Source organism: Enterococcus mediterraneensis (genome assembly GCF_900604485.1).
Taxonomy (GTDB): domain Bacteria; phylum Bacillota; class Bacilli; order Lactobacillales; family Enterococcaceae; genus Enterococcus_C; species Enterococcus_C mediterraneensis.
Genome location: NZ_UWOP01000001.1, coordinates 1,658,203 through 1,672,121, shown reverse-complemented (window position 1 = coordinate 1,672,121; position 13,919 = coordinate 1,658,203). Strand labels below are relative to the sequence as shown.

Annotated in this window: 11 protein-coding genes and 1 pseudogene; 2 read left to right on the top strand and 10 right to left on the bottom strand. The window is 41.3% G+C overall.

Annotated elements, in window-relative coordinates; all coding sequences use genetic code 11:
• Positions 1-74: 74 nt before the first annotated feature.
• The 8 genes from EFB00_RS08160 to pepA form a co-directional block, all read right to left on the bottom strand.
• Positions 75-1,400: a DUF438 domain-containing protein gene (locus EFB00_RS08160; RefSeq protein WP_122646353.1), complete on the bottom strand. Its 1,326-nt coding sequence runs from the start codon at positions 1,398-1,400 to the stop codon at positions 75-77.
• On the bottom strand, positions 1,400-1,630 hold the full coding sequence (locus tag EFB00_RS08155) for a DUF1858 domain-containing protein (RefSeq protein WP_122646352.1): 231 nt from the start codon (positions 1,628-1,630) through the stop codon (positions 1,400-1,402). Before EFB00_RS08155 ends, EFB00_RS08160 begins: the two co-directional genes overlap by 1 nt.
• A gap of 149 nt (positions 1,631-1,779) precedes the next feature.
• Positions 1,780-2,733, bottom strand: coding sequence for an oxygen-dependent tRNA uridine(34) hydroxylase TrhO (gene trhO / locus EFB00_RS08150; protein WP_122646351.1), 954 nt, complete (start codon positions 2,731-2,733; stop codon positions 1,780-1,782).
• 165 nt (positions 2,734-2,898) lie between these two features.
• Positions 2,899-4,617: a putative basic amino acid antiporter YfcC gene (gene yfcC / locus EFB00_RS08145; protein ID WP_122646350.1), complete on the bottom strand. Its 1,719-nt coding sequence runs from the start codon at positions 4,615-4,617 to the stop codon at positions 2,899-2,901.
• Positions 4,618-4,722: 105 nt separating this feature from the next.
• A complete protein-coding gene (locus tag EFB00_RS08140; RefSeq protein WP_122646349.1) occupies positions 4,723-6,183 on the bottom strand; it encodes an APC family permease in 1,461 nt (486 codons plus the stop codon).
• A 398-nt stretch (positions 6,184-6,581) separates the two neighbouring features.
• Positions 6,582-7,523 (bottom strand): NADP-dependent oxidoreductase, encoded by a 942-nt coding sequence (locus EFB00_RS08135; protein ID WP_122646348.1) that lies wholly within the window; start codon positions 7,521-7,523, stop codon positions 6,582-6,584.
• A 269-nt stretch (positions 7,524-7,792) separates the two neighbouring features.
• Complete coding sequence (locus tag EFB00_RS08130; protein ID WP_122646347.1) at positions 7,793-8,041, bottom strand: GlsB/YeaQ/YmgE family stress response membrane protein; 249 nt, start codon at positions 8,039-8,041, stop codon at positions 7,793-7,795.
• A 176-nt stretch (positions 8,042-8,217) separates the two neighbouring features.
• The gene (gene pepA / locus EFB00_RS08125) at positions 8,218-9,294 is read right to left on the bottom strand and encodes a glutamyl aminopeptidase (RefSeq protein WP_122646346.1); all 1,077 of its coding nucleotides are present in this window, start codon (positions 9,292-9,294) and stop codon (positions 8,218-8,220) included.
• Positions 9,295-9,497: 203 nt separating this feature from the next.
• Between pepA and EFB00_RS08120 the strand changes: the two genes are divergently transcribed.
• Both EFB00_RS08120 and EFB00_RS08115 read left to right on the top strand, forming a co-directional pair.
• Entirely contained in the window at positions 9,498-9,839 is a 342-nt protein-coding gene (locus tag EFB00_RS08120; protein ID WP_122646345.1) for a hypothetical protein, read from the top strand.
• A 119-nt stretch (positions 9,840-9,958) separates the two neighbouring features.
• Positions 9,959-10,300 (top strand): iron-sulfur cluster biosynthesis family protein, encoded by a 342-nt coding sequence (locus EFB00_RS08115; RefSeq protein WP_122646344.1) that lies wholly within the window; start codon positions 9,959-9,961, stop codon positions 10,298-10,300.
• Positions 10,301-10,406: 106 nt separating this feature from the next.
• On the opposite strand, the pseudogene EFB00_RS08110 reads toward EFB00_RS08115, so the two are convergent.
• Positions 10,407-12,346 (bottom strand): annotated as a pseudogene (locus EFB00_RS08110) (glycoside hydrolase family 127 protein).
• Between the two features lie 218 nt (positions 12,347-12,564).
• On the bottom strand, positions 12,565-13,749 hold the full coding sequence (locus EFB00_RS08105) for an arabinan endo-1,5-alpha-L-arabinosidase (protein WP_122646343.1): 1,185 nt from the start codon (positions 13,747-13,749) through the stop codon (positions 12,565-12,567).
• Positions 13,750-13,919 lie beyond the last annotated feature (170 nt).

The following is a 13,919-nucleotide window of genomic DNA, read 5'->3' as shown; positions in this document are numbered from 1 at the left end:
ATTGCAACCCCTTTCTTACTATTAAGGGTAAGCTTTTAAAGAAGTCCTGTCAATCTTAAAAATAATCAACTTATTTATTGATCCAGCAACCGGCTTTGACCTTCCAATTTTTGAATGTCGGTGATATCTTGCGTCACTTCCAAACAGCCTAGATAATCTCCCGCTTCATCATGGAGTGCAAAATAACGGATATAGATCTTTTTGCCCCGCATATCGATCCAAAAATCAGCATGGTCGCGAGCGCCGGAACGAAAATCGTCTAAGATCTTTTGAACGATATGCATGCTTTTCGGTGGATGACAGTTGACGACTTCACGACCAATTACAGAAGTCGTCCGTGGAAAGACGCGGCTTTTTCCTTCTGAATAAAAACGGACACGGTCATCTTGATCGACATACGTCAGATCTACCGGCAGCACTTGGAAGATCGCCGCAAGTTGTTGGAATTTCAAAACACCGGTTGGTAAAACCACCGTATCAGCAGAAGATTGATTTTCCCAATCATAGTGAGTTTCTAATGGTTCAGCTTTTACCGTGTTTTCTGCCAGACCAGCCGCGATGCCGTCTGTCGTTTCTTTTGCTTGTTTGATCGCCAATTGTCGCGCCGGTTCCCGTTCGCTTTCTTTTTCCAATGCTTCTGCACTGGCTTTCCATGGCAACGGTTCAGGGATAAAAGCAAAACCGATATCAAAACTATCCGCAGCGATCTTCTCCCAATCTTTCAGAGAAAAGACATCTAGTGTCATTGGGATCATGATCTCCTCTTCTTTGAAGATCATTTCTTCGATCTCATTTTTGACTGCTTCCCATTTTTCCGACAGGGGATTATAAGCTGTCTTTTCCGAATGGATCATCTGGATCAATTCTTTGACCATATCCCGAATATCATCATCTACACCCCACATTACTTTAGGCGGTGCAGTAATCCCGTATTTTTCCATATAGGAGAAGATCAGGGTTTCTTTGCGGGCGTAATGCTTGTCGATCTGCAATAGATCTGTCAGCGCCGCTAAAAGACGTTCTTTTTGTTCCCAGTCGCCTTTTTTGATTTTCGCTAGGACACCATCGATCTCGTCAGTTAACAAGGACTGCAGAACTTGGTTTTCCAATTTCAATGTATGGACAGGATGTCCCGGCTGTTCGTGCTCATAATTGGAACGGTGGATCTCATTGATAGAACCTTTGAAAACGGCCGCGTGGATATTGCACAATCGTTGGATCTCACTAGGATTCAATCCTCCTTGGATCAATGCTTTTTCTGCCGCGGTGATCTCAGTGACATCCACGCCATCAAATTCTTCATTAAATAATCGTTTGGCTTCTTCAAAAGAACCGCCTTCGTGCAATAAAGATAAGATCTCTACGATCCGTGTTTGTCGTTGTTTTGCTGTATCGTCCATTAGTTTGCTCCTTTTATTTCAAATCCACGGGCTTCAAATGCCGCGATGACGGTGGAAAGAGGTATTTTTTTCATCTGGGCACCTTTAGGGATCGTCATATAACGTCCCGCTGTTTGCAGCATGCCCGGTTTTGCGATGGCTTCAAAGCCCAATGAGTACATGATTTCTTTGATTTCTGGATAAGTGGTGACTAACTCATATAATGTTTTGGATAAATCGATGGTTTTCATTTACGGCTCCTTTCAGGAAATGAGAATGCTTCTCAACTAGAGGTATTATAGTACGAAATGGGAAAGAATTCACTAAGTTTTAGAAATTTCATCAGAGCCCACAAAAAAAGTTTCAGGGATAGGATCTATCCGCTGAAACTTTCTCTCTTTTATGCGTATGAAGCCGGTGCAATGGCTCTTAGACGTCGATTCCGTTCCTCTTCTGTAAGGCTGTGAGTCAACGCATACCGATTTTTCTCATGACAGGCACATTCATAAGAACAAGCCCCCAGATATTTTTCTTCATTGGCCTCTGATACTAGGATCTGACGATTGCATTCCGGGTTGCTGCAATTGATGTAGCGCTCGCAAGGCGTGCCGTCAAACCATTCCTTCCCTACGATCTGTTTGTCTACTTGATTGATCTCCACACTGATCCGTTCGTCGAACACATACATTTTGCCATCCCAAAGCTCTCCTTGTGTCCGAGGATCTTTTCCGTAAGCCGCGATGCCGCCATGCAGTTGCGCGACATCCTCGAATCCTTCTCTTAACAGCCAGCCGGAAAATTTCTCACAGCGGATACCGCCCGTACAGTAAGTGACGATTTTCTTGTCCATGAACTGTTCTTTATTTTCTCGGATCCATGCAGGCAATTCTCGGAAATTACGGATCTCTGGACGGATCGCACCACGAAAATGTCCCAGATCATATTCATAATCATTTCTGGCATCGATGACTACGGTATCTTCTGCCAATAATGCTTCTTTGAATTCTGCTGGTTCAAGATAGTTCCCTGTTAATTGCCGAGGATCGATATCTTCTTCCAGGTGCAGTGCCACCAATTCTTTTCGCGGACGAACGAATAATTTTTTAAAGGCATGTCCTTCGCTGTCGTCCATTTTAAAGTACGTATCGGCAAAACGCGGATCTGCCTTCATCTGTTCCATATATTGATCAGTCGCGGCGATCGTACCGGATAATGTGCCATTGATCCCTTCTTCCGCCACTAAAATGCGGCCTTTGATCCCTAATGTTTCGCAAAATTTTCGATGTTCTTCAGCAAATGCCGCTGGATCAGCAATATGGGTATAGTTATAAAACAGCAGTACACGATAATTCATTTCTTGTCCTCCTCTATTTTTCAGTAATTAAGTATATAAGAGCAACCAAGAAAGCGCATGATTTCTGCTTGTTCGAAATCATACAAGAGAAAAAAGCACGACTCAAGCCGTTGCCAGTCAAAGTTCCTTCAACCAGCAGACTCAGGTCATGCTTTCTTTTATTGATTATTGTAAGCCGATCATAATGGCGATCATGATAAAAATCGTACCCAGCACGAAGAAGAAACCTTGCATCTTGATTTGGAATTTCGCCCATTTGATCCATTCGATACGTGCTACACCTAAAACACCAATCAAACTTGCGGAAACCGGCGTAAAGGCGTCCACAAAGCCCGCACCTAATTGATAAGCCAAGACAGCGATTTGACGCGGTACTTGGATCAAATCTGCTAATGGTGCCATGATCGGCATCGTTAATGCTGCTTGTCCTGAATTAGATGTCACTACCAGATTGAACAGGCTTTGGAAGATATACATCACCCAAGCACCGATCATTGAAGGAACACCTGATAACAGTCCGCTGATACTGTGTAAGATCGTGTTCAGCGCAGACGCGACATTAGGTTCTGATCCACCCAATACCAAAAGGATCCCTTTTGCCATCCCTACAACGATAGCTGTTCCGGCTAGATCAGCCGCGCCGTTTTGGAAACTTTTCGCAATATCGTTCCAGCCCATGTCCAGTTTAAATAAAACAGCGGTGATCCCGGCTGCTAATCCCATGACAAAGAATTGTGATGCGATTTCTGGAATGTAATAGCCTTTTTGGGTCACGCCCCAAATGATCCAGATCAATACCGCCAACATTTCTACTAAGATCAACTTATGACCAAGTAAGAATGGTTTGTTTTCATTGGCGGTTTTTTCTAAATGATTACGGAAATATTCATCTGATTCATATACTTCTGAGCGCAGTGGATTTTTTCGGATTCGTTCTGCGTAGATCATCAAATAACCGGCTGATAAAGCTGTTATGGTCACCCACATGATCAATCGGAACGTTGCACCGGAAAGAACCGGGATACCAGCGATCCCTTGCGCTACTGCCACACTAAATGGACTCATCCAAGAAGTCGCGTTTCCGACTTGCGAGGCCACATAAGTCACTGTGACCGCAACGATGGAATCATATCCCAACGCGATCACAAAAGGCACCATCACCATTGAAAAAGGAATCACTTCTTCTGCCATACCAAATGTCGCGCCCCCTAAAGAAAACGCGAAAAACAACAGCGGGATAGCAAATTTTTCTAGACCGCGGGTTTTAGAAATAAAGGCATAAATAGCAGCGTCGATGGCGCCAGTTCGCATGATGATCCCAAATGCTCCCCCAACGACTAGAATCAGCGCGGCGATCCCGACAGCTGAGCCGTATTTGTCACCGGAAACCAATCCTTCAAAAACAAAGTTAAGGAAGCCGAAGCCGCCAAAATCATCCGTCCCCCAAACTTTGGCAGTTTTGTGGAGCTTGTGAGATTTATCGTAGATTTTATCCCCGTATAAGTCGTACAGCGTATCATCTTTCAGGGAGATCGCGTCAAGTTTTTCTTGATCGAGATTCTTCTCGCCTTCCTTCAGCACTGTTTGTACATCTTTTTCCGTTACATTCAACTTAGCTAATTCTTGAGGATCTTGAGCGATCTCTTCTAATTTGTCATAGACGAACGCTTTGTCCATTGGATAATCATAACGAAATGTCGACTGTTTCAAAACGGTCCGTGTCGATGTTTCGCCATTTGCATCTTTGTATTGGACATCCGTTGTGCTGAATTTTCCGGCAGGCACGGCAAAAGTCAATAGCCAAGCCGCCACCACAACGATAAAAATGATGACGTACGTATGAGGCGTCTTCATTTTCGTCAGATCTCGTTTCTGTTTTACCATTTTTCCATCCCTTTCTTATCGTTCTTTTCAATCTCTTTTTGTAACAGCTGTTTCCTCAAATTTTTAGAAAAACAGCAGCGGCAGGAAAACGCCGCTGCTGTTTTGTTATACCTTACCTAATTGGTTGACAGGAACCGATTTATTTTTGTCACGGCGTGCGATAGCTGGCAAGATCATTCCTAATAGGATCAACACGATCGGTGTCAAGATATTAGAAATCATTTGGAACCACCAAGCTTTTGGATCAGCAGCATAATCTATTTTAGGAACCATCCCTAAAATACAAGCAAAGGCAGTGAAAGCAAAGCACCAAGCTCCCGCAAGAAAACCAAGTTTTGGATTTTTCAAGAATTTATACTCAGATTGGAAATTCTTCCAAGCTTTGTTCAACATCATGTAGGCAAAGAATACCCACAAGTAACGCAACGGCATTACAACAGAATTAAGGTTAGTCATCCATTTGACCAACTCGTCCATATTGCCGATACCTAAGATCGGCAATAAGATGATCGCACCAACTAAGATACCTGTCAATAGATACCCATTGCGCAATGTCCCTTTTGCTGTGCGTTTCCGCAGCCATTCCGGCACAAACATCGGATCAGCATCCGCCAATAAGATCCGTAACGGTGCATCGATCGAAAATGCCAATGCGGAAATTTGTCCTACTGTATTCGTCAACGCATAGATGATCATCAACGTATTGCCGATGCCATAGTAATTACCCAACTGTTGAAAGGCACTGTATGCGCCATTAGTCATCAAGTCTTCTGGAATATTATTGCTGGCAAACAGCATACCCATCGCAATAGAACCTAAGATCGCGCTGACGCCGACCATAGCTGCCAAAAAGATCATCCCACGAGGAAATTCTTTTGCAGGATTTTTTGTTTGATTGACATAAGGGGAGATTTTTTCAGCTCCACCTACAGCAAATACTAACATTGAGATCGTTGTAAAATAAGAAAAATTGAATTTAGGAATATACGTACTCAAACTTCCCATGTCAGGTGTTGCTAATTTCATACCAGAGTTTACTGCTGGCGCACCGACTGCCAACAAGATAAATAAAATCGACATAACGAACATTGCGGTCCCGGCTAATCCACCTATCACCTTCAATGTTGATAGTCCTTTGGTAGAAAGATATAAAAATAATAAGAAAATCAACAAACTAATAATTGCCACTAATTTGATCGGCATGGCAGAAACCATCGTTCCGTCACCTTTGACTGCCCAACCGAGTGCGATCAAGATCGTTTGCGGTTTTTGCGCCAAATACGGAATGTGAACGACCCAATATGTCCATGCGGCATAATAGGCCAACCGTTTCGTGGAAGTATTTTCCACCCAAGAGCTGACGCCCCCCTTGCTTTCTTTGAATGTCGAGCCTAATTGTCCCACGATCAACGCGTAAGGGATAAAGTATAGTGCTAAAATCAGTAACCAGGAAGTAACAACCGAAATTCCTTGTTGCGCGTAGTTATTAACGACATTTCCCAGTCCCCAGACCATACTAAAAGCAATCAGCCCTACCGATGACCAGCGAAGTTGCTTTTGATTCATATGATTCCTCCTTAAATGTTTAAATAATTATAATTATTAAATTACACTCCCCACATCTTATTCTGAATTTAAACAACGTGCAATATCTTGCTATTTATTTTTAGGATAAATTCATTATGAAACCATTCAAATCTCATGTTTTTCCTAATAAAATCTAGTATAAAGTTTTCTTCCTAAAAATATTATTTGTTATTTTTAACTTGTATCGGATGCCAGATAAGAAAAAATAAAAAAGATCGACACACAAGTCCAGCAGACTAATAAATACTCGAACGACGGGCGTTTTACCATACCATGTACTAACGGATTATGACTATATGGTATTGGTAAAATTTTGTTCCGTTCGGATAATTTTGATCAGTCTTGACTTATGTTCCGATCTCTTCTTTCATTTGCCGCTAATCGTTCAATAAAACGATTTTTCCTTTTGCATGATGTGTTTCGCTTAGTTCATGCGCTTTACGGACGCCTTCTGCAGTCAGCGGGAAGGATTCCCCAACGATACTGCAGACTTTGCCTTGCGCCAATAAATCAGCGACTTCTTGCAATTGCTTGCCGTCAGGCTTCAGCCAGATGCTTTTGGCTTCGATACCTTTATCTTTTCCTAATGTTTCGTCTGCCAGACCAACGATCGAGATCAAGCGTCCATGTTCTTTCAACACATCGAAGCTTTTCACTTGCACTTCGCCGCCCATCGTATCGATCACTAGATCAATATCTGTTAAAATCTCAGAAAAATCATCTGTTCGGTAATCGATGACTTCATCTGCACCCAATTCTTTTAAAAGGGCATGATTTTTTTGACTGGCAGTGGTGATCACATAAGCCCCCGCATTTTTTGCGAATTGGATCGCAAATAGTCCGACTCCGCCTGCACCGGCATGGATCAAGACTTTTTCGCCTTCTTTTAATTTTCCGTGCATAAACAGAGCTTGATAAGCTGTCAAACCAGCTAATGGTACGGCGGCCGCTTCAGCAAATGAGATTTCTTCTGGTTTTTTCGCCAAAAGGTCTTCATCTACGATCGTATATTCCGCATAGGTACCAAACCGAGTCGTTTCTGGACGAGCAAAAACAAGGTCTCCTACTTGCCAATCTGTTACTTGATCGCCGATTGCTGTGATCTCCCCGGCTACATCCCAGCCTAAAATGATCGGGAATTGCCACGGAAACATTTTTGCCAGATAGCCTTCTCGTAATTTCCAATCGATGGGATTGACGGAAGACGCTTTGACTTTTACCAGCACCTGTTTTTCTTTTAATTCCGGTAATTCTACCGTTGCATCTGTTAATTGATCAACGTGCCCATAGTGGTTGATGACAACTGCTTTTGTTTCCATTCTCATTCCTCCAATTTCTACCTGAACAATTATACAGACAAAAAAATGATTTTGGAACTATTCTGCTTTGCAAATAGTGCATACAAAAAAAAGAGGCTGTACCGTAAATACTCTAAGCTATCCTTCTACCCGAACTATATCGCTCCTGTTTTGCAGCAATCCTTCGTCAAAAAAGTATAACGAAAGATCCATATAGTTCGGATATTTTGAATAACTTTGAATTTACGTTACAGTCTCTTTGTTGTTACAGCAATAATCATTTTTCAGTCCTAACCTTTTGAACGGCCTAAGAAAAATGCCACAATTGCTACAACGATCACAGCGCCGATGATTGACGGTATAATAGCCATTCCAGCAACCTGAGGACCCCATGTGCCCAACAATGCTTGGCCTACTGCAGATCCAACTAAACCAGCAACAATATTTGCAATCCAGCCCATTGATCCGCCCTTATTTGTAATAGCTCCTGCAATCAATCCAATAATAGCACCTACAATCAATACCCATAACCAATGCATAAGTGTTCCCTCCTTTTTATTTCTCTGTTACACCTATTATGTTACGCTTGTTTTCCATTTACAGCAAAAATTATGCTTAAAAACAAAAAAACTTTTTATTTAATGAACAAAAAAAGAATACCGCAAAGTCCCTCAACATAGGAGCTTCACGGTATTCTTTTTAAACAGAACTGAGTTTATCCCCGGACGATCGTATCGACTGTGGATTTATCCAATCCTTTTAATGTTTGGATCAGCATTTCTCGAGCAGCATCGAAATCTGCAATGCTGAACATTGTTTGATGAGTATGGATGTAGCGGCCGACTACACCAATAACTGTACTTGGGATCCCTTCGTTAGACAGGTGTGCGGCTCCGGCATCTGTTCCGCCTTTAGAAACAAAGTATTGATAAGGAATATTGTTGCTTTCCGCTGTATCCAAAAGATATTCCCGCAAACGAGGCAGCATGATCAAACCTGGATCGTAGATGCGCATCAATGTCCCTTCTCCTAAATGACCGTATGTGCCATTTTTTGTGGTGATGTCATCTGCTGCTGAACAATCCACGGCAAAAAACAGATCTGGTTTGAATTTTGTGGTAGAAACTTTAGAGCCCCGCAAGCCGACTTCTTCTTGAACATTGGCACCGGCAATCAGTGTATGTCCCAATTTTTCTTCTTTCAATGCTTCCAGAGCTTCTAACACAACGGTACAACCATAGCGATTGTCCCAAGCTTTAGAAATGATATTTTTCCCATTAGCGGTTTTTACGGTTTCAGTTTGAGGAACGATCGTATCACCAGGTTTTACCCCGAAACTTTCTGCTTCTTCTCTTGATTCGAAGCCAGCATCAAATAACACATCAGTTACTTCCAATGATTTTTGACCAGCTGTTCCTCGTAACAAATGCGGCGGGATCGATGCAGAAATACATGGATAGTTTTTACCGCCGGCTGTTTTTAACGTAAAGCGTTGTGCGGAAACAACGTATGGATTCCAACCGCCTAATGGTACTACTTTGAATAACCCGCGATCAGTGATCTGTGTCAGCATAAATCCGACTTCGTCCATGTGGGCAGCTACCATTACCCGCGGTGCATCAGCATCCTCGTGATGACGAATGCCAAAAAGACCGCCCAAACCGTCTTGTTGGACTTCATCTACTAACGGAGTGATTTTTTCCCGCATATATTCTCTGACATCATGTTCAAAACCGCTTGTTCCTTGCAGTTCTGTCAATTCTTTGATTCGTTGAAACGTTCTTTCTTCCATTAATAGCTCGCCTGAAAGAAAATCAGGCAATTCCTCCCTTATTAAAATTACTTAATCGTATAAAAAACACCTTCATTATAACGTAAAAAAAGAAAAACAAGAGCCTTCCTCTCAACATTTTTTATTTTTATGGTAAAATATTAATGAATCGATCAGTCAACATCATCACTGATTTGCCGGTTTCGACATAAGGAGGAACACCTATGAATAATGACAATCAATTAAACTATTTTAAAGGCGGCTTAGCATTAGGAATGGGCATGGGTCTATTAGGTGGCGCGGCTTCTGCCTTATGGTTCAAGAAAAAACAACTGCTCTCACCAGACGATGTGCTGTTAAACGTCAAAGAAGCATTTTTACGAGAAGGACCGATAGAAGGTTCATGGATTAATTTTGAAAAACAGCCATTACGCAAGTTTGCCGTCCATTCTCAAGGGTATACAGGCGGGATCACTCGTTTAGAAGACGGACAATTGGTGACTTATGAATTTCTAGCAGACGCCAAGACTGGAACTGTTTTAGATATTCAACGAAGCAAAAACTGATTGCGCGAACAACTTGAATCTAAATAAACGATAGAAAGCCGTCTCTGGTATTTCTGTCGTTTTTTATTACAAAAATCTTTTTAAGAACCACCGTTGTTTTATCAAAAAGGAGAATCACTATGAATTTAACCATTACAGATGCGGCACAAATATTCTTAATATCTAAATTGAGCAAGGCAAAAACATTTCTTTTGACACTGAACGACGGATCAAATCAATTTTCCACAGCAGAAGGTTGCTGTATGATTGGCGATCGTTTCCAGATTGTTGTTGTAGAGGACAAATTAGCGCCTTTCACCATTCCATTAGAAAGCAATGTCTTTACCGTTTATACCTCGGAATACGACAAGATGTTTCTCGGCAATCAGATCACCTTAGATTTTAACCAGAGTTCCCATCTGCTGGTTTTGAAAAACGAGAATGGGATTTTGGATATCAATGTAGCAGTAAGAAACAACTGAACTTGGTCTGTATTTTATCCAGGTATCAAATTTTTCTTCATTCACCTGATATTTTCTATCCCTAGTTTTCGCTAAAGTTTTTTAATGATTTTCTTCTTAACTGACTCTAGCTGATACTTAACCGTGGTAACCACAGACGCATCTCGCCTTCATCCCGATTTCCCCAAAGGTGGTAAGGGATCAGTTGCCACTTGCGAGGAGTAACTTTCTCACTGATTGGCCCATACAACTGGCTAGTTTGCCAATGTTCCGTCTGATACCCGTTAATTGTTAGTGTTATGGTGCGTTTTAACAGTGAAGCATTTTCTTCATAAATAGTAGACAGTTCATCGGGAGCAATCCGGCAGCGCCAAAGCTGGGATCCATTATCAGCCTCTTCTAAACAGTAAATAAAAGGACCTCGCTGAATAGCGACTTGATTGACATCTTGTGACACTAACGGATTTGCATAAATTATTTGTACTGGTTGTTCAAATGTCAATATTGCATTAAAGGAATCAGTCTTTTCAAAGATAATCACTTCCTCTTCTTCCTGCCATTTGTTTGAGCTACTGATTGTTAAATCTTTGAGCCAGCTGGGTTTCCGAACAATAACTTTTTGCGGGAATCCGTTATATCTGAGTTCAAGATGTCCAGCAAAAGGAAAATCACCGATTTGTTGAATTTCAAACGACTCATTTTGCTTTAATTTACTTGCTGTAAAGAGATTGACATACAGCGCGTTCGTATCTTGCGTATAAATGAAGCGTTGCATCGATTCAATGAGACGAGCAAAATTAGGTGGACAGCAAGCGCACCCTAACCAATCTGGGCGTTTTGTCTTTACGTGTCCCTTATCGGGGTTATGCCTACAGCTTTCGGGACTTACTTCAAGTGGATTGACATAGAAAAAGTGCTTGCCGTCAATAGCCGCTCCAGATAAAACACCATTATAAAGTGCTCTCTCAAGGCTTTCCAAATACTTATGCTCTTTAGTTAGTTTAAACATATCAAAGGAGAAGTTGACCAATGCAATCGCGGCACATGTTTCACAGTACATCGTGTCGTTTGGTAAATCATAGGCTCCAACAAAGGCTTCCCCATGGACAGTCGAACCGACTCCGCCAGTTACGTACATCTTTTTACAAACGATATCTGTCCAAATTTCTTTACAAGCTTCCAATAATGTACTGTTTCGTGTATACTGAGCAACCTTTGCCATTCCGCTAGCCATATACAGCATACGTACAGCATGACCTTTAGCATGTCGTTGATTTTTTGGTTGATCATACGCTTGCAGATAATCCAAATCGATAAGCGGATTTTCTTCTGATAATCCTCGTGCTAGATTATCCTCAACCTCTTTTTGATAAAAGGCGGGGTCTTTTCCGCGAACTTCTAAAAAGAAGTCCGCCAGCTCCAAATATTCCATCTTTTGTGTATGCTCGTATAATCGTACAAGAGCAAGTTCGATTTCTTGATGTCCATCAGCTCCCTGAATCTGATTTGGCTCTGAGCCGAAATATTTCATGATGTTCGCAATGTTTTTTGAGCAACTTCCAATAAGGTTTTCTTACCAGTAGCTTGATCATATGCGATCGCGGCTTCTATCAAATGACCAGCACAATACAGTTCATGACTAAAATATAATTGACGATACTTCAGATTTGGACGGGTCAATTGAAAAAATGTATTTAAATAACCGTCTTCTTCTTGAGCTGAAGCAATCAAAGCAATTACTTCATCCATTTTTTCTTCTAATTTCCGGTCTGCATAGTTTGATAAACTATAGGATGCGGATTCTAACCATTTATAGACATCACTGTCTTGAAAAAACCAACCAAAATGCATCCCCTCTTCTTGTTTAGCAGCGATTCGGAAATTTGCCAAAGCGTGGCTTTTTCCCATGGGAAGGGTTGGATCATTGCGCTCTGCTTGGACATCGATATCGATCGCATCATTTAAAACTTGATATTGGTAAGGAATTGTTTTTTCTCGAACAATCCGCTGATACTCTAGCCAAAAATCATCTTGGAGTTCTATACTTTTTAAATCAAATTCTTTCATACTATCTTCCCTTCTAATAAACTTTATTTTTTCGAATCATTATGATCTAAAAAAATCTCAAAACAGACAGCATACTGATTAAAAACAAGCTATATAGCGATGCTATTGTTGATATTTACGATATCTCTTCTTTTGAGAGACTACTTGTGAGGTATCTTTTACCTGTAAAACTTTGATTGAATATATGCATCCCAATCGCCGACACCCGTCTATTCATCTTAAGAAAGTTTCTTACCGATAAATGCGCAGCCTTTGTGATCGATTCCTGATAGATACATATGGCTTTCTCCTCTTTGCTCCTCATAATAAGCGGTTAATTCTCGATTTCCCCAGTGATAGCTTTTGCCTTTTTGTACAACTTCTGAAATCGTCACGATCTCAGAGGTGATCGGATGAGAATAGGAATTAAATTGAATAATTTCCCATTTTCCTATCAAATCATCTTTTTCAGGTATCCATGCTTCGGATTTTTCATAAGAGGTCGCTGAAACCACTGGCCAGCCGCTTTCCAACCAATATAATTTTCTGATTTCTAAAAAGAAGTCTGCGCTAAAAGGCTTGCGGCGCGCATGATAAATCATAAACAGCTCTTGGTCTGAGCGTTTGAAAATTGAATTATGCCCCGGCGCATACAATATCGGTTCTCCCATAAAACGATAACTCCCCAACAGCTTAGTGCCGACTTTTTCTGGCTTAACTTCCTGTTCCGTTAACGATACGCCGTTCCAATCCAGATAAGGTCCAGTGATTTCCTTTGCTCTGGCAACGCGAATATTATACGTATCATGCAAGGAGTCAAATGAGACAAATAGATAATAGTAATCTGTTTCAGGATGATAATAGACAAACGGCCCTTCGATTGCAGTGTCAACTGTAGCTGGTCGTTGAGCAATTTTCTTACCGTATCCTTCTTCAACTAATTTGCCAGTGTCTTTATCAATCTGCGTAATATAGATTCCACCAAAAAAGGAGCCGTAAACCAGCCACTGTTTGTCAAAACGATCAAATGCTATATTTGCATCGATCGCATTATGATCTGCTAATTCAGCATTTGTCTTAATAAGTTCTCCTTGATCCGTCCATGGTCCTAAAGGATGCTTTGCTGTGGCAAGTCCGATAAGAGAAGTTGTGCTGCCGAATGTAGACGCGGAATAGTACATTCGGTATTCTCCCTGATACTCAACCACTTCTGGTGCCCAAAGGCCTTCAGCTCGACTCCAATGAATTGCTGTTTGCGGCATTTGAGACAAGGCTTGTTTTTCAAATTTCCAATGTTTCAAATCATCAGAAGTACGTATAGGGATCCCAGCTGTTTTAGGGTTTTGAGTATCAGTAGAGTACAAATAATAGATCCCATCTTTTTCTATAATAGTGGGATCGTGAACACCATTTTTCCAGTCCATAAGCTCTCCTTTGTGTTAGATAATTTTTTTATTTGCGTAATTTCCTTTAAACTCTCATCTATAGCTCTAATAATTTTTTGGGAAAACCACTGATGATGTTTCTGAGTGAGCTGTCTTCTTTCCAACCACTATCATTTTTAAAAACTGTCGCCTAAAAGTAAACAGAGCAG